The sequence below is a fragment of the Pseudomonas sp. SWRI92 genome (assembly GCF_014268685.1).
GTDB classification, from domain to species: domain Bacteria; phylum Pseudomonadota; class Gammaproteobacteria; order Pseudomonadales; family Pseudomonadaceae; genus Aquipseudomonas; species Aquipseudomonas marvdashtae.
The window spans coordinates 416,622-431,607 of the sequence record NZ_JABWQY010000003.1 but is presented as its reverse complement, the minus strand read 5'-3'; the positions used below and the strand labels follow the sequence as shown (position 1 = coordinate 431,607).

Below are 14,986 nucleotides of genomic sequence, written 5' to 3'. Positions count from 1 at the left end.
CAATAAAAAGCCCCGCACTTGGCGGGGCGTTTTGTTGGCGGCGGTCTTACTTCTTCAACCCCAACTTCCTCAACTCTTCATCCCGCAATTCGCGACGCAGGATCTTGCCCACGTTGGTGGTAGGCAACGCATCGCGGAATTCCACGGTCTTGGGCACTTTGTAACCCGTGACGTTGGCGCGCATGTGCTCCATCACCTGCTCCTTGGTCAGGGTGACACCCGGGCGCGCGACGATGAATATCTTGATCGCCTCGCCGGATTTCTCATCCGGCACCCCGATGGCCGCGCATTGCAGCACACCCGGCAGGGTCGCCAACACATCTTCCAATTCGTTGGGGTACACGTTGAAGCCGGAGATCAGGATCATGTCTTTCTTGCGATCGACAATGCGCATGTAGCCGTCCGGCTGGATCACCGCGATGTCGCCGGTCTTGAGCCAGCCATCGCTGTCGAGCATCTCGTCGGTGGCGTCCTGGCGCTGCCAATAGCCCTTCATGACCTGTGGACCTTTCACACACAACTCGCCGATTTCACCCAATGGCAGCTCGACGCCCGCGTCATTGATGACCTTGCACAGCGTCGACGGCACCGGAATACCGATCGTGCCAACCTGGATGTGCTGGATCGGGTTGACTGTGGCGACCGGGCTCGTCTCGGTCATGCCGTAGCCTTCGCAGATCGGGCAACCGGTGACCGCTTTCCAACGCTCCGCCGCGGCCAATTGCAAGGCCATGCCGCCAGACAAAGTCACCTTCAGCGCCGAGAAGTCCAGCTTGCGGAAAGCTTCGTTGTTGCACAGCGCCACGAACAACGTGTTGAGGCCAACGAAACCGCTGAACTTCCACTTCGACAGTTCCTTGACCATCGCCGACAGGTCGCGCGGGTTGCTGATCAGGATGTTGTGGTTGCCGATCAGCATCATCGCCATGCAATGGAAGGTGAATGCGTAGATGTGATAAAGCGGCAGCGGCGTGATTAGCACTTCGCAGCCTTCATTGAGGTTGGAGCCCATCAGCGCCTTGCACTGCAGCATGTTCGCCACCAGGTTGCGGTGGGTAAGCATCGCGCCCTTCGCCACGCCAGTGGTGCCGCCGGTGTATTGCAGCACGGCCACTTCATCGCTGGCAGGGTTGGCTTCGGTCACGGGCTGGCCATGGCCCTTGCTCAGCACATCGTTGAACTTGATGGCCTTGGGCAAGTGATAAGCCGGGACCATCTTCTTGACGTACTTGATGACGCTGTTGATCAGCATACGCTTGAGCGGCGGCAGAAGATCGGCGACTTCGGTCACGATGACGTGCTTGACGCCCGTCTTGGGCACCACGTGCTCGGCCAGGTGCGCCATGTTTGCCAGGCACACCAGCGCCTTGGCACCGGAATCATTGAATTGATGTTCCATTTCCCGCGCAGTGTAGAGCGGGTTGGTATTGACCACGATCAGCCCGGCACGAATCGCACCGAACACGGCCACTGGGTATTGGAGGACGTTGGGAAGTTGCACGGCGATTCGATCGCCCGGCTGCAAATCGGTATGCTGTTGCAAGTAAGCGGCAAAGGCACCGGACAACTCGTACAGCTCACCGTAGGTGATCGTCTTGCCAAGGTTGCTGAATGCCGGCTTGTCGGCGAAGCGTTGGCAGGATTGCTTCAACACCGCCTGAATATTCGGATACTCATCTGGATTGATGTCGGCAGCAATCCCAGCTGGGTATTTATCCTTCCAAAAGTCTTCGATCATGGAAGCCCCACTCCTCAGCAACGCGAATTCTCACCGCATTTGATGCGATTATTATTGGTGTGTGTCTGTTGGTGAATCTGGCTGGATAAAGGCCGAGAAGTCACAAAAGCGCGCCGAGAGTAGCAGCTTTGCCAAGGGTCGCCTAGAGCCAAAAACGGCCCCTACGGTCACAAATCTGACTCAAGAATATGCAATAGTCATTTTTAGAGTAAAAATTCTAAGCCCTGTGTAATTACCTCAAATACATAAAGCACTGTGGGAGCACGCGTGCTCCCACAGGGTTTTTACTGGACCTCTCTGGCTTCAGGCGATGTCGCGCAGCTCCCGTCGCAAGATCTTGCCCACCGGCGTCATTGGCAGCGACTCTCGTAGCACGATGTGCTTGGGTATCTTGTACCCCGTGAAGTTCTCCTTGCAGTACGCCTTGAGCTCTTCAAGGCTGACGCCCGACTCACGCGCCACCACGAACAGTTTCACCGCCTCCCCCGAACGTTCGTCCGGCACGCCGATGACGGCGCAGCTGGCGACTTTCGGGTGCGCCATCACCACGTCCTCGATCTCGTTGGGGTACACGTTGAAACCCGAGACGATGATCATGTCCTTCTTGCGGTCGACGATACGCACAAATCCATCGGGGTCGATCACCGCGATATCGCCGGACTTGAACCAGCCTTCGCTGTCCAGCACCTCAGCGGTAGCTTCAGGCTTGTTCCAGTAGCCCTTCATGATCTGCGGGCCCTTGATGCACAGTTCTCCGCGCTCACCAAGAGGCAGCTCGATACCGTCATCGCTGATGACTTTCATCAGCGTCCCCGGCACCGGCAAACCCACCGTACCCAGGCGCGACTTGCCGCCGTAAGGGTTGGCACTGGCCACTGGCGAGGTTTCGGTCAGCCCGTACCCTTCGGTAATACTGCAACCGGTGAGCTGTTTCCAACGCTCGGCGGTGGCCTTGACCAACGCGGTACCGCCTGAGTTGGTGACCTTGAGATTGGAGAAATCCAGCGTCTTGAAATCCGGGTGATCCATCAGCGCCACGAACAACGTGTTGAGCCCCAACAACAGGGAAAACCGCCAGTTCTTCAGCTCCTTGATGAAGCCGCCGATGTCTCGTGGATTGGTGATCAACACGTTGTGGTTGCCCGTGACCATCATGCACATGCAGTTCGCCGTGAATGCATAGATGTGGTACAGCGGCAGCGGCGCGATCATGACTTCCTGGCCTTCGCGCAACAACGGCTGGCCGTCGTCGCCGATCTGCCCCAGGCAGGCCCGGGCCTGTTGCATGTTGGCGACCAGGTTGCCGTGGGTCAGCATCGCGCCTTTCGCCAGCCCGGTAGTGCCGCCGGTGTATTGCAACACGGCGATGTCGGCGAGGCTCACGTTCAACGGCTTGATGCCTTGGCCACGCCCCAGGCGCAGGGCGGTCTTGAAAGAAACGGCTTGGGGCAGCGAATAGTCCGGGACCATTTTCTTGACCTTGCTCACCACCGTATTCACCAACCAGCCCTTGGCGGTGGGCATCAGGTCGCCCATCTTCGCCTCGATCAGGTATTGCAGGTCGGTGTCAGGCAGCACTTCCTGGACTTTCTGGCCGAACATATTCAGGTACACCAGCGCCCGGGCGCCGGAGTCCTTGAACTGGTGGCGCATTTCCCGCGGGGTATACAACGGGTTGGTGTTGACCACCACCAGTCCGGCGCGCAGCGCACCGAAGACGGCGATCGGGTATTGCAGGACGTTGGGCATCTGTACCGCGATGCGATCGCCCGGTGCCAGGTCGGTATGGGCCTGCAGGTAACCGGCAAAGGCCGCGCTGTAGCGCTCGAGCTCGGCGTAAGTGAGCGTCACCCCCATGTTGCTGAACGCCGGACGGTCGGCAAATTTCTTGCAGGAACGCTCGAACACCTCAACGACCGACTTGTAGACACCGTGTTCGATGTCCGAAGGCACGCCGGCCGGGCGTTTGTCATTCCAGAAATCAGGCTGCATTGTTTTTATCCTCTTTACCTGAACGTATCCGGGACCGCTTGCGTATCGCTTTCACAGGCGGAGCTCATGGGACACTAGCAGCTATGGCCAATCAGGCAAATATGGCAACTTGCGTCATAGATTATGTGAATCTTCCTGCCTCGCCGAGAGCTGATCAGGCGAGACGCAGCGGATGCGCTATACAATGCAGCAACGCTGCGTCTGATTTGTGCAAAGGAACCGCCATGATCCACCAAACGTTCTGGCTGACCGCGACCGACCACAACCGCCTGTTCGTCAATCAGTGGTTGCCCGAAACCGCCCCATCGGCGGTCATCATGCTGGCCCACGGCATGGCCGAACACAGCGCCCGCTATGGGCGCCTGGCGCAAGCGCTGTGCGCCGAAGGTTATGGCGTCTATGCGCTGGACCTGCGTGGCCACGGCAAGACGGGTGAAGAAGCCATCCTCGGTCATTTCGCGAACGAGGACGGCTGGGCCAAGGTCGTCGGCGACCTGGCGAGCCTTAACCACCACATCGGCCAGCAGCATCCGGATATCCCCATACTGCTGCTGGGCCACAGCATGGGCAGCTACATCGCCCAAGCTTACCTGCTGCACCACAGCGCCAGCCTGCACGGGGCGATTCTCAGCGGTTCGAACTTCCAACCCGTGGCGCTTTACCGTGCGGCGCGCCTGATCGCCCGCTTCGAGCGTCGACGTCAGGGAGCAACGGGGCGTAGCGCGCTGATCGAGTGGTTGTCATTCGGCAGCTTCAACAAAAAATTCAAACCCGTGCGTACGCCTTTCGACTGGCTCAGCCGCGACCCGGCCGAGGTGGACAAATACGTCCGAGACCCGCTATGCGGCTTTCGTTGCACCAATCAGCTGTGGGTCGACCTGCTGGGTGGGTTGCAGCAGATCAGCAAAGCGTCCAATCTCGCGCAGATCGATCCAGGCCTGCCGCTGCTGGTAATTGGCGGCGAATGTGATCCGGTGAGCGAGGGCAAGCGTCTGAAGGATCTGGCCGACGCCTTGCGCGACGCCGGCAACCAACATATGCAATTGACGATTTACCCGCAGGCCCGGCACGAACTGTTCAATGAAACCAACCGCGATGAAGTGACCGCCGATGTGCTGGCCTGGATTGCCCAGGCCTTGAGTCACAAGCGGCCGCCACGCAGCGAGTAGCTTTGCCGCGTTTTCCTTTACCCGTCCAGGATCCAGACATGACCCAGGTTACCAACATCCCTTACGAAGCCCTCGAAGTCGGTCAGACTGCCAGCTACAGCAAGACCGTCGAAGAGCGCGACATCCAGTTGTTCGCCGCGATGTCGGGCGATCACAACCCGGTGCACCTGGACGCCGAATTTGCCGCAGCCAGCATGTTCAAGGAGCGCATCGCCCATGGCATGTTCAGCGGTGCACTGATCAGCGCGGCGGTCGCGTGCGAGTTGCCTGGGCCGGGCACCATTTATATTGGCCAGCAGATGAGTTTCCAGAAACCGGTAAAGATCGGCGACACCTTGACCGTGCGCCTGGAGATCCTGGAGAAGCTGCCAAAATTTCGCGTGCGCATCGCCACCCGTGTGTTCAATCAGCGCGATGAACTGGTGGTGGACGGCGAGGCCGAGATTCTCGCCCCGCGTAAACAGCAGACCGTGACATTGCCGACGTTGCCGCCGATTACTGTTGGCTGACTACCGCGATCTATGGGAATGAAATGTGGCGAGGGGATTTATCCCCGCTGGGGCGCGAAGCGCCCCCAATACCTCAAGACCACTGCGGTGTGCCAGCCTGGGCACAGGGGGCTGCTGCGCAGCCCAGCGGGGCGGTGCGACGTTTCGCTAAATCCCCTCGCCACAAATGACTGCAGTGTTGCGGCTATTGCTGGGCTTCCCGCACCTGCACACTCGCCGTCATCCCCGCGCTCAGGCTCACCCCTTCCGGCACCTTGTCCAGCTTGATCCGTACCGGAATCCGCTGGGCCAGGCGCACCCAGTTGAATGTCGGCTCGACCTCGGCCAGCAGTTGCGCATCGGGGTTGGTATTGCGGTCGGTGATGCCTCGGCTGATGCTTTCCACATGACCTTCGAGCGCATGACCGGCGCTCATCAACCAGATTTTGACCGGATCGCCGACGCGGATCCTCGGCAGTTTGGTTTCTTCGAAATAGGCCTGCACGTAGAACGTTGAGTCATCCACCAGCGCCATGACCGGCTGCCCGGCGTTCACATAGTTGCCTTCGGCCAGGCGCAGGTTGGTGATGTGACCGCTACGTGGGGCCATGACCTGGCTGCGCGCCAGGTTCAGCTCGGCAACCTTGGCCTCGGCCTGGGCCTCGCGCAGTTCACCACGGGCAATCCCTGCGTTGATCTGGGCGTTTTCGCGCAACTCGGCGCTGATGGCCTGTGGACCCAATGCGGCGCGGCGACTGGCTTCGTGTTCGCGCAGGCTCAGTTGCTGCTGGCGAGTCTGGACCACCGCCCTGGCTTTCTCCACTGCGGCCTCGAAACGCTCGCGATCGATATTGAGCAATACGTCGCCGGCCTTGACCTGCTGGTTATCCACGGCCTTGAGCTCGCGCACCCAACCCGATACGTCGGGCGCGATCACCACCACGTCGGCACGGATCCGCGCATCCCGGGTCCAGGGCGTGAGCATGTAGTACTGCCACAAATGAAACCCGGCGAAGATCGCCACGGCCACCACACTCAGCGTGACGGCAACACGTACGGAAGTACGCATGTTCAACTCCTTATAACGGTCCGAGGACCAGGGTAATGACAGTCAGGACACAGACATACAGGGCGCAGTCGAACAACGCCTCATGCCAGATCCACCGCCCGGCCAGCACCAGGCTGAGCAACAGGCGCAGCGCCCCCGTCACCAGCAAGGCCAGCACCACATAAATCAGGAACGGGCTGAGCAAGACCCCGCCGATCGACCACTCACGCAAGCCCATGGCTATGCTCCCCACGCTGAGATTCGTGCTGACGGCACCAGGCGCGCCAGCTGTTCTGCAACTGCACGACCGCGCCTTGCGCCAACTTCAGCGCATCGCTGGAGGGCTGCTGCGACAGCACCTGCAGATACTCGTCGCTCGCCTGGGCCAATGCCTCGGCCTGGCCGCCGGACGGACCGCGTTCCAGCGCCTGCTCCAGGGTTTCGAAATAGCGGCGCTGGGCCGGGGCCTCGGGCACTTGGGCGACGGCCAGGCTCAAGCGCAGGTGCAGCAACTCATCGCCAATGTCCAGGCCCAACAAACCGTCATCCCAACGACTGCGCGCCGGCACCGGCAGTTCGGGATAATGCCGCGCCAGTTGCAACAAACGGTCGGCCATGCGTCCGCCGAACCAGCTCTCGGCCCCGCGCAGGTTGCGATGGGTCAGGCGCACCAGATCGTCCAGCGTCGCGGCCAGCAGCCGACGGCTGTGCCAGGCCGGGTTGCGCAGAATCAACAGCTTGAACGCCAACACCGCCGCACCTACGCCAATCATTATGGCCTGGGCGTTATTGAAGAACGTCGAGACGTCATATTTCATGGCGTTGAGCGGCGACACCAACACCACAAAGTGCAGGCAGAACGAAGTGGCCGTGGCGTAGAGCGGCGGCTTGGCCATGCCCAGCGCCCCGAAGAACAACGGCACGCCCATGGCCATGCAAAGCATCGCGAAACTGCTCCATTGCGGCAGGAGGATTTCACCGATCACAAACGCTGTCGGCACTGCCAACAGAATGCCGCGCAAAAAGCTCATGCCGATCTGCGCGCCATTTTCGCGACTGGCGAACAGGCTGCAGACCACGCAGGTGAGCAGCAGTGCACCCGACGCGGCGGGCCAGGCCGTCGCCAACCAGAAACACGACACCGTCAGGAACGCCAAGGCGCTACGGGCGCCGAATACCATGGCCAAGGACACATCCCGGTGCGGCGCCAGGGTTCGCGGCGGGTCCGCCGCCTCCCTGCCCTCCTGCACTGCCGACAGCGCAGCGCAAGCGGCCAGGGCAGTGTCGAGCAACAAGGCCAAACGAGCCAGGCAGTAACTTTGCGCCGAGCTGATGCGTGGATCGTGAGACGCGTCCAGAACCCGGGGGCGCAACGCCTGTAGCGTCGCGCTGTCCGCGTCCAAGGCCTGCTGCACCTCCGTCATCCAGGGCTGGAGCACTTCAGCTTCCGCTGGCTCAAGCTGTTTCCACTGCCGACGTACCGAACGGGCTATACGCAGCAGCATCAACAACTTCTGGCTCAAACCGCTGATGGCCCGGGCGCGCTGGCGACCCAGGCTGCCTTCGAACCAAGCGTGTTCACGCTGGGCGTCCACCGCGACGATCTTGCCAAGAATCTCCAGCAAACCTTTGCGGGCCTGGGCATCGCCGGCCAATGTCGCACGGGCCGCCTGCATGCCGCTCTGCCAGGCAGCGCGAGCCTGATCCGCCAGTTGCCGTTCGACCCGCAACGGCCAGAGCAACGCACTGGCGGCCGTGGCGCAGGTGATGCCCAGGCTGATCTCGGTGCAACGGGCCACGGCCTGATCGAACACGCCAAGCGGATGGGAAATGGCCGGCAAGGCGATGATCGCCACCGTGTAGCCGGCCAGCACGAAAGAATACGACCAGGCGCTGCGCAACAGCGTCGAACAGGCTGTGCACACGCCGAGCCACAACGCCAGCGCCAGCAAAAACAACCACGGTGCCTGGGCAAACAGCCCCATGAACACGACCGACATGATCGTTCCCACCAAAGTCCCGACCAACCGCGCCAAGCCCTTTTGCACTACCATTCCGGACAGCGGCTGGGCGACGATGAACGCCGTCATCAAAGCCCAGGACGGCTGCTCCAAACCCCAGCGCAACGCCAGCCACAGCGCCAGGCCACCACCGAGGACGGTTTTGATGGCGAACTGCACAGCGAGGCGGTCGGGAGCGAACAGGGCCTGGAAGGTGATGGGCACGCGGAAAACTCTTTTCTGAGGACGTTGTAACAATAGATTGCGTTAGAAGTGATGCAATTATTAGCTAGCTATCTAACTGAGTCCAGAGTTGTTTGTTGACGGATTCGACAAACACTATTGCGCGTATTTCCACTGATCGCCTCCCATAAAAAAACGCCAGGCAGGCTGGCGTTCTTATCGGCGTTGACAGCGTGTTTAGCTCTGGGCACGCGCCTGGTTACGCAGGGCCTTGACTTGGTCATGGTTGCGTTGCACGCCGTGGTACTGGCGTTCCACCAGATCACGAATGCCCACCAGGTTGTGCTTGTTGATCTTCTCGATGGCTTCCTTGTAGGCCTTCAGTGCGTGATCCTCGCCGCGTTCGGCTTCGTTGAGCACCGCTTCTTCGTCCTTGCCAGTGAACATGGCTTTCACGTCCACCCAGCGACGATGCAGGTCACCGGAGACGCTGGTAGAGGTTTCCGGATCACCGCCCAGGGCACGAACCGCGGCTTGCAGTTCGGCCGCTGCGGTTGCGCAATCGGCGGAGCGCTGGACGAACAGCGTCTTGAGTTCTGGATGCTTGATGTCTTCAGCGCAGGTCTTGAATCCTTCCTGGCCATCCTTGCTAGTCTCGATCAGGTCGTTCAAGACAGAGATGGATTCTTTATTGATGTCAGTCATTTTTCAGTTCCTTTGCTTGGTGAATAAAAACCTGCAAGGAATATTGCATCGGTCGTGCCAGCCTTTAATTATAAAAAATACGTTTAAATTCAATCAGTTATTTACACGGAAAAAATCTGTATCCGCGTTATTTGCATGATCTGTCATTTGGCCTGCATGCAGAATGCCTGTATTTTGCCGATGGTCCTGAACAAGACAATTGCCATGAATCCGGAAAAGCTCGAACTGCTGGTAACGCGCCAAATGCCCTTCGGTAAATACAAGGGTCGAATCCTTGCCGACCTGCCTGGTCAGTACTTGAACTGGTTCGCCCGGGAGGGTTTCCCCAAGGGGGAACTGGGCGGTTTGCTGGCACTGATGCAGGAGATCGACCACAACGGGTTGTCAGACCTGCTGGACCCGCTGCGGGCTAAACATGGCTTGCCTAAACCTCGCCACTGACCGCTGCCATTGATTGAGCCTGCCATGCCCGAAAATACGCTACGCGCCCACGATGAACGCTTCTGGGAAACCTTTGTCGATCGGTACGATGTCGATGCCGGCGGGCCGCTCAATCTTGAAAATGGCTACTTCGGGCGGATGTCGCGCACCGTGGTCGAGGAGTACCAACGCAACATCGAATTCGTCAACCGCGGCAACTCGTTGTACGTGCGCCAGCATTTTGATCGGGAACATGGCGAGGCGATTCGTCTACAAGTGGCGAAACTGATCCATGTCCCCCCGTCTACCGTGGCGCTGGCCACCAGCGCCGTGGACGCCTTGCAAACGCTGATTCGTAATTACAACGGTCTCAAGCCTGGCGACCAGGTCTTGATAAGCGATGTCGAATACGAGTCGGTCAAGAGTGCGATGCGCTGGCTGGCCCGCCAACGCGGGGCAGAGGTCATTGAGCTGGTCCACCCGCACCCCGCCAGTTTCGACAGCCTGGTCGGCACGTATCGAGAAGCCTTCATTCGTTATCCCCGCCTCAAGTTGATGCCACTGACCTATGTCAACCACCTGACCGGCTTGGTGATGCCGGTCCAGGCCATTGCCGAGGCGGCTCGGGAATTCGATGTCGACATCATTCTTGATGGCGCCTCACGCCTTGGGTCAGATCGAATTCGACTTGAAGAAACTCGGTATTCAATTCGCCGGGTTCAACTTGCAAAAGTGGATTGGCGGCCCCTTGGCCCTGGGCTTTCTCTATATCGCGCCGCAGCGGCTGGCCGACATCGACCCGGACATGGACGAAGCCACCTATCCCGCCACCGACATACGCTCACGCACGCCACACAGCACGCCCAACATCCCGGCCCTGCTGACGCTGCCACTGGTGTTTGAAGAACACCGTGCGTTGGGTGGCGCATCAGCCAAAGGTGCACGGCTGTGCTACTTGCGGGATATGTGGGTGAGCGCGGTGCGCGATGTGCCTGGCATCGAAGTCATGACGCCGGACGACCGTCGTCTTTATTGCGGCATCACCTCGATGCGGTTTACCGCCCAAAGTGACCAGCAGGCCATGGCCGATCGACTGCTCGACGACTATGGGATTTTTACCGTGGTGCGCAAGACCAGCGTTGGGCCGTGCATTCGCATTACGCCGGGGTTGATTACCTTGGGCCGTGATATCGAGCGTTTGACCCGAGCGCTGACCGACCTGAGCCGAATCTAGTTGTGGCGAAAATACAGGCAAAAAAAAACGGCGCGCCGACCAAGCGCACCGTAAAGCCGTAGAACACCCAACGAAGTTCGGTAAACAATCAGTCCAGCAACGCCAGCGCCTCGGCGGTGCATTCCTGGATACGGCCCCAGTCGCCGTTCTTGATCCACTCCGGATCGAGCATCCAACTGCCGCCCACGCACATCACGTTTTTCAACGCCATGTAGCTTTTGATGTTGGCCGGGCTCACGCCGCCGGTCGGGCAGAATTTCACTTCGCCAAACGGTCCGCCCAAGGCCTTGATGGCGGCAACGCCGCCGCTGACTTCGGCCGGGAACAACTTGAAGCGGCGATAGCCCAAGCCGTAGCCTTCCATGATGCCCGAGGCGTTACTGATCCCCGGCAACAATGGGATCGGGCTCTGGACGCTCGCTTCCAGCAAATCTCGGGTGATGCCCGGGGTCACGATGAATTGCGAACCGGCCGCCTCAGCGGCAGCAAGCATATGGCGGTCGAGCACCGTGCCAGCGCCAGTCACCAACTCCGGGCGCTGCTCGCGCAACACCTGGATGGCCTTGAGGCCGTACTGCGAACGCAAGGTCACTTCCAGTGCCGTCAGGCCACCGGCGGCCAAGGCATCGGCCAATGGCAGGATGTCTTGTTCACGGGCGATGGTTATCACCGGCAGGATCCGCGCCTTGGCGCAGAGGCTGTCGATCAGCGTCACTTTGTCCGCCATGGAAACGGTAGGAGATGGGTTTTTCATAGCGGCTGATCCTTGGTTCATGGGCACCAGTAAATCTCTAACGTAGGTTGCAGAAACGCGCGGATCGGCATTGCGGCGACGTCGTCACCGGCCACCGCGGCGTTCAGGGTGGTCAATTTCGATTGACCGGAAATCGCCAGCACCTTGTGTTTCGCCGAAGCCAGCAAGGCGCGACTCATGGTCAGGCGCTGGTGCGGCACGGTCGGTGCGAGCATCGGCCAGCAACGGCGAGGTCCTTGTTCATCCAGGGCCTTGGCCAGGTTCGGGCTGTCGGGGAACAACGAGGCGGTGTGCCCGTCATCGCCCATGCCCAACACCAGCACGTCGATAGGCGGCAACTCGGCCAGCAGGCGATCGGCCTGTTCGGCCGCCGCTTCCAGGTTCGCGCTGGCGTTGTACAGGCTCAGGAATTGCGCCTTGGCCGCCGCGCCCTGGAGCAGATACCGCTTGAGCAGGCCGGCATTGCTGTCGGCATGTTCAACCGGCACCCAGCGCTCGTCCGCCAGGCTCACCACCACTTTCGACCAATCCAGCGCTTGCTTGGACAGGTGCTGGAAAAACGCCACCGGGCTGCGACCGCCCGAGACCACCAGGGTCGCCGTGCCATTGCCGTCGATCGCGGCACGCAGTTGCTCGGCAACGTTCAGCGCCAGGCTTTCAGCCAACAGCACCGGGCTCTTGAACGCCAGGGCAGTGACGCCCTGGGGCAGTTTCAATTCAGATATCGCCATACCATGACCTCCCATCCCGCGTGATCAGTGCAATGGAGCTCATCGGCCCCCATGACCCAGCGGCATACGGCTTGGGCGCATCGCCAGACTTCTTCCATCCGGCGATCAACTGGTCACACCACGTCCACGCGGCTTCAATTTCATCTTTACGGACAAACAGGTTCTGATTGCCGTTCATGACTTCCAGCAACAACCGCTCGTAGGCATCGGGAATCCGTGCGCTGCGATAGGTGTCGGAGAAGTTGAGTTGCAATGGACCGCTGCGCAATTGCATGCCCTTGTCCAGGCCTTGCTCCTTGGTCATCACCCGCAAGGAAATCCCCTCGTCCGGTTGCAGGCGGATGATCAGCTTGTTGCTGATCTGCAGGCGCTGCTCGGGGGCGAAGATGTAGTGGGACGGTTCCTTGAAGTGAATGACAATCTGCGACAGCTTCTGCGGCATGCGCTTGCCGGTGCGCAGGTAAAACGGCACCCCAGCCCAACGCCAATTACGGATGTCGGCGCGCAGGGCGACGAACGTCTCGGTGTCGCTCTGGGTATTGGAATTGGGTTCTTCCAGGTAACCCGGGACCGCCTTGCCCTCGCTGTGGCCGGCAATGTACTGGCCGCGCACCACTTGGGTGGTCAAGCCTTCCGGACTGATCGGCGCCAGTGCCTTGAGCACCTTGACCTTCTCGTCACGGATGCTGTCAGCGGACAGGTCGGCCGGCGGGTCCATGGCGATCAGGCACAGCAACTGGAGCAGGTGATTCTGGATCATGTCGCGCAGCTGGCCGGCCTTGTCGAAATAACCCCAACGGCCTTCGATACCGACCTTCTCGGCCACCGTGATTTCCACGTGGGAAATGTAATTCTGGTTCCACTGGGTTTCGAACAGGCTGTTGGCGAACCGCAGCGCGATCAGGTTCTGGACCGTCTCTTTGCCCAGGTAATGGTCGATACGATAGGTGCGGTTTTCCGGGAAGAATTGCGCCACGGCGTCGTTGACCTTGCGCGACGATTCCAGGTCCGAGCCGATGGGTTTTTCCAGCACGACGCGGGTGTTTTCGCTCAAGCCGACTTTCGCCAGGTTTTCGCAGATAGCACCGTAGACCGCCGCCGGGGTGGCGAAATAGGCGATGACCTGTTGTGGGGTCTGGCCGACCTGCTCAGCGAGCGCGACGTAGTCGTCGGCCTTGAGAAAATCCACATGCAGGTAAGTCAACCGCCCCAGGAAGCGTTCGATCACGGCTTCGTCGAGGTCTTTATCGCCAACATAACGGCGCAGCTCCGTGGTGATGAATGCCAAGTGCTGCTGCTCGCTGCCGGGTTCACGGGCCAGCGCGAAGATTCGCGTGTCCTCGTGCAGCAGGCCGGCGCCATCGAGCTGATAAAGGGCAGGAAACAGCTTGCGCAACGCCAGGTCGCCCAGCGCGCCGAACAAGGCAAAAGTGCACGGTTCAACCGTAATCGAATGCATGATGTTTGTTCTTTTATCAAGTTAAGCTACAAATACCTTTTTTTAAGGTATCACTCAAGGAAAAATGTAGTAATAACCACAACATTTTCCAAAAATACCGATTCCGAGTGGTGGTCCGTCGGAGCCATCAGTAGGATAGGCCACCGCAAAGGGTCGTATCAAAGACCCGTCTCTTTAGGAATCTTGTATGGACCGCGTGCGAAATCTACTGGAGCAAATCCAGAGTCGCCTGGAAGACCTGAACAAGGCCGAACGCAAGGTGGCCGAAGTAATCCTGCTCAACCCACAGCAGGCTACCCGCTTCAGCATCGCCGCCCTCGCCCAGGCGGCTTCGGTCAGCGAGCCGACCGTCAACCGCTTCTGCCGCTCGTTCGGTGTCAGCGGCTACCCGGAACTCAAACTGCAACTGGCCCAGAGCCTGGCCAGCGGCGCGGCGTACGTCAGCCGCGCCGTCGAAGCCGATGACAACCCCGAAGCCTACACCCGGAAAATCTTCGGCAGTGCCATTGCCTCATTGGACAGCGCCTGCCAGGCCCTTGATCCCAATTTGATCAGCCGCGCGGTGGATCTGCTGATCCAGGCCCGCCAGATCCACTTCTTCGGCCTCGGCGCCTCGGCCCCCGTGGCGCTGGATGCCCAGCACAAATTTTTTCGCTTCAACCTGGCGGTGACCGCCCACGCCGATGTGCTGATGCAGCGCATGATCGCGTCGGTGGCGCATACCGGTGAGCTGTTCGTGATCATCTCCTACACCGGGCGTACCCGCGAGTTGGTGGAAGTAGCACGCATCGCCCGAGAGAACGGCGCTTCGGTGCTCGGCCTGACCGCCGAGGGCTCGCCGTTGGCCAAGGCGAGCACCTTGAGCCTGAACATTCCGCTGCCGGAAGACACCGATATCTACATGCCTATGACTTCGCGCATCATCCAACTCACCGTACTGGACGTGCTGGCCACCGGCATGACCTTGCGCCGAGGCGTGGATTTCCAGCCGCACCTGCGCAAGATCAAGGAAAGCCTGAACGCCAGCCGGTATCCGGTGGGGGATGAGTTCAACTGACCATCCTG

The 14,986-nt window shown here is 60.0% G+C and carries 13 protein-coding genes and 1 pseudogene; 5 read left to right on the top strand and 9 right to left on the bottom strand.

Annotation, left to right across the window (positions count from 1 at the left end; genetic code table 11):
* Positions 1 to 46: 46 nt before the first annotated feature.
* On the bottom strand, positions 47 to 1,738 hold the full coding sequence (gene fadD1 / locus HU762_RS08565; protein ID WP_186635365.1) for a long-chain-fatty-acid--CoA ligase FadD1: 1,692 nt from the start codon (positions 1,736 to 1,738) through the stop codon (positions 47 to 49).
* Between the two features lie 303 nt (positions 1,739 to 2,041).
* On the bottom strand, positions 2,042 to 3,730 hold the full coding sequence (gene fadD2, locus HU762_RS08560) for a long-chain-fatty-acid--CoA ligase FadD2 (protein ID WP_186635362.1): 1,689 nt from the start codon (positions 3,728 to 3,730) through the stop codon (positions 2,042 to 2,044).
* A 224-nt stretch (positions 3,731 to 3,954) separates the two neighbouring features.
* Here fadD2 and HU762_RS08555 point away from each other — a divergent pair, with 224 nt between their 5' ends.
* Complete coding sequence (locus HU762_RS08555; protein WP_186635359.1) at positions 3,955 to 4,899, top strand: alpha/beta hydrolase; 945 nt, start codon at positions 3,955 to 3,957, stop codon at positions 4,897 to 4,899.
* Between the two features lie 38 nt (positions 4,900 to 4,937).
* A complete protein-coding gene (locus HU762_RS08550; protein WP_186635354.1) occupies positions 4,938 to 5,408 on the top strand; it encodes a MaoC family dehydratase in 471 nt (156 codons plus the stop codon).
* A 184-nt stretch (positions 5,409 to 5,592) separates the two neighbouring features.
* Here the strand turns inward: HU762_RS08550 and HU762_RS08545 are convergent, their stop codons facing one another.
* From HU762_RS08545 to HU762_RS08530, 4 genes are all read right to left on the bottom strand, one after another.
* Entirely contained in the window at positions 5,593 to 6,456 is an 864-nt protein-coding gene (locus tag HU762_RS08545) for an HlyD family secretion protein (RefSeq protein ID WP_186635351.1), read from the bottom strand.
* A 10-nt stretch (positions 6,457 to 6,466) separates the two neighbouring features.
* Positions 6,467 to 6,673, bottom strand: coding sequence for a DUF1656 domain-containing protein (locus tag HU762_RS08540; RefSeq protein ID WP_186635348.1), 207 nt, complete (start codon positions 6,671 to 6,673; stop codon positions 6,467 to 6,469).
* Positions 6,660 to 8,660: an FUSC family protein gene (locus HU762_RS08535; protein WP_186635345.1), complete on the bottom strand. Its 2,001-nt coding sequence runs from the start codon at positions 8,658 to 8,660 to the stop codon at positions 6,660 to 6,662. Before HU762_RS08535 ends, HU762_RS08540 begins: the two co-directional genes overlap by 14 nt.
* 195 nt (positions 8,661 to 8,855) lie before the next feature.
* Positions 8,856 to 9,323: a PA2169 family four-helix-bundle protein gene (locus HU762_RS08530; protein ID WP_186635342.1), complete on the bottom strand. Its 468-nt coding sequence runs from the start codon at positions 9,321 to 9,323 to the stop codon at positions 8,856 to 8,858.
* Positions 9,324 to 9,527: 204 nt separating this feature from the next.
* On the opposite strand from HU762_RS08530, the gene HU762_RS08525 reads away from it, so the two are divergent.
* Both HU762_RS08525 and HU762_RS08520 read left to right on the top strand, forming a co-directional pair.
* Entirely contained in the window at positions 9,528 to 9,764 is a 237-nt protein-coding gene (locus tag HU762_RS08525) for a DUF3820 family protein (protein ID WP_053119117.1), read from the top strand.
* A gap of 24 nt (positions 9,765 to 9,788) precedes the next feature.
* A pseudogene (locus HU762_RS08520) lies at positions 9,789 to 10,977 on the top strand (aminotransferase class V-fold PLP-dependent enzyme).
* 88 nt (positions 10,978 to 11,065) lie between these two features.
* Here HU762_RS08520 and HU762_RS08515 read toward each other — a convergent pair.
* Genes HU762_RS08515 through zwf form a run of 3 tightly spaced genes read right to left on the bottom strand, consistent with a single transcriptional unit; the run spans position 11,066 to position 13,921 of the window.
* A complete protein-coding gene (locus HU762_RS08515) occupies positions 11,066 to 11,731 on the bottom strand; it encodes a bifunctional 4-hydroxy-2-oxoglutarate aldolase/2-dehydro-3-deoxy-phosphogluconate aldolase (RefSeq protein ID WP_186635338.1) in 666 nt (221 codons plus the stop codon).
* Between the two features lie 17 nt (positions 11,732 to 11,748).
* Positions 11,749 to 12,462 (bottom strand): 6-phosphogluconolactonase, encoded by a 714-nt coding sequence (gene pgl / locus HU762_RS08510; RefSeq protein WP_186635335.1) that lies wholly within the window; start codon positions 12,460 to 12,462, stop codon positions 11,749 to 11,751.
* Positions 12,449 to 13,921: a glucose-6-phosphate dehydrogenase gene (gene zwf / locus HU762_RS08505; protein WP_186613573.1), complete on the bottom strand. Its 1,473-nt coding sequence runs from the start codon at positions 13,919 to 13,921 to the stop codon at positions 12,449 to 12,451. Before zwf ends, pgl begins: the two co-directional genes overlap by 14 nt.
* A 196-nt stretch (positions 13,922 to 14,117) precedes the next feature.
* Between zwf and HU762_RS08500 the strand changes: the two genes are divergently transcribed.
* Positions 14,118 to 14,978 carry a MurR/RpiR family transcriptional regulator gene (locus HU762_RS08500; RefSeq protein ID WP_171061416.1) on the top strand — a complete coding sequence of 287 codons (861 nt, stop codon included), beginning with the start codon at positions 14,118 to 14,120 and terminating at the stop codon, positions 14,976 to 14,978.
* Positions 14,979 to 14,986 lie beyond the last annotated feature (8 nt).

Excerpts from the sequence above, each read along its gene's own strand:
- fadD1 (WP_186635365.1), bottom strand. The coding sequence starts at position 1,738 with ATGATCGAAGACTTTTGGAAGGATAAATACCCAGCTGGGATTGCTGCC.
- fadD2 (WP_186635362.1), bottom strand. The coding sequence starts at position 3,730 with ATGCAGCCTGATTTCTGGAATGACAAACGCCCGGCCGGCGTGCCTTCG.
- HU762_RS08555 (WP_186635359.1), top strand. The coding sequence starts at position 3,955 with ATGATCCACCAAACGTTCTGGCTGACCGCGACCGACCACAACCGCCTG.
- HU762_RS08550 (WP_186635354.1), top strand. The coding sequence starts at position 4,938 with ATGACCCAGGTTACCAACATCCCTTACGAAGCCCTCGAAGTCGGTCAG.
- HU762_RS08545 (WP_186635351.1), bottom strand. The coding sequence starts at position 6,456 with ATGCGTACTTCCGTACGTGTTGCCGTCACGCTGAGTGTGGTGGCCGTG.
- HU762_RS08540 (WP_186635348.1), bottom strand. The coding sequence starts at position 6,673 with ATGGGCTTGCGTGAGTGGTCGATCGGCGGGGTCTTGCTCAGCCCGTTC.
- HU762_RS08530 (WP_186635342.1), bottom strand. The coding sequence starts at position 9,323 with ATGACTGACATCAATAAAGAATCCATCTCTGTCTTGAACGACCTGATC.
- HU762_RS08525 (WP_053119117.1), top strand. The coding sequence starts at position 9,528 with ATGAATCCGGAAAAGCTCGAACTGCTGGTAACGCGCCAAATGCCCTTC.
- HU762_RS08515 (WP_186635338.1), bottom strand. The coding sequence starts at position 11,731 with ATGAAAAACCCATCTCCTACCGTTTCCATGGCGGACAAAGTGACGCTG.
- pgl (WP_186635335.1), bottom strand. The coding sequence starts at position 12,462 with ATGGCGATATCTGAATTGAAACTGCCCCAGGGCGTCACTGCCCTGGCG.
- zwf (WP_186613573.1), bottom strand. The coding sequence starts at position 13,921 with ATGCATTCGATTACGGTTGAACCGTGCACTTTTGCCTTGTTCGGCGCG.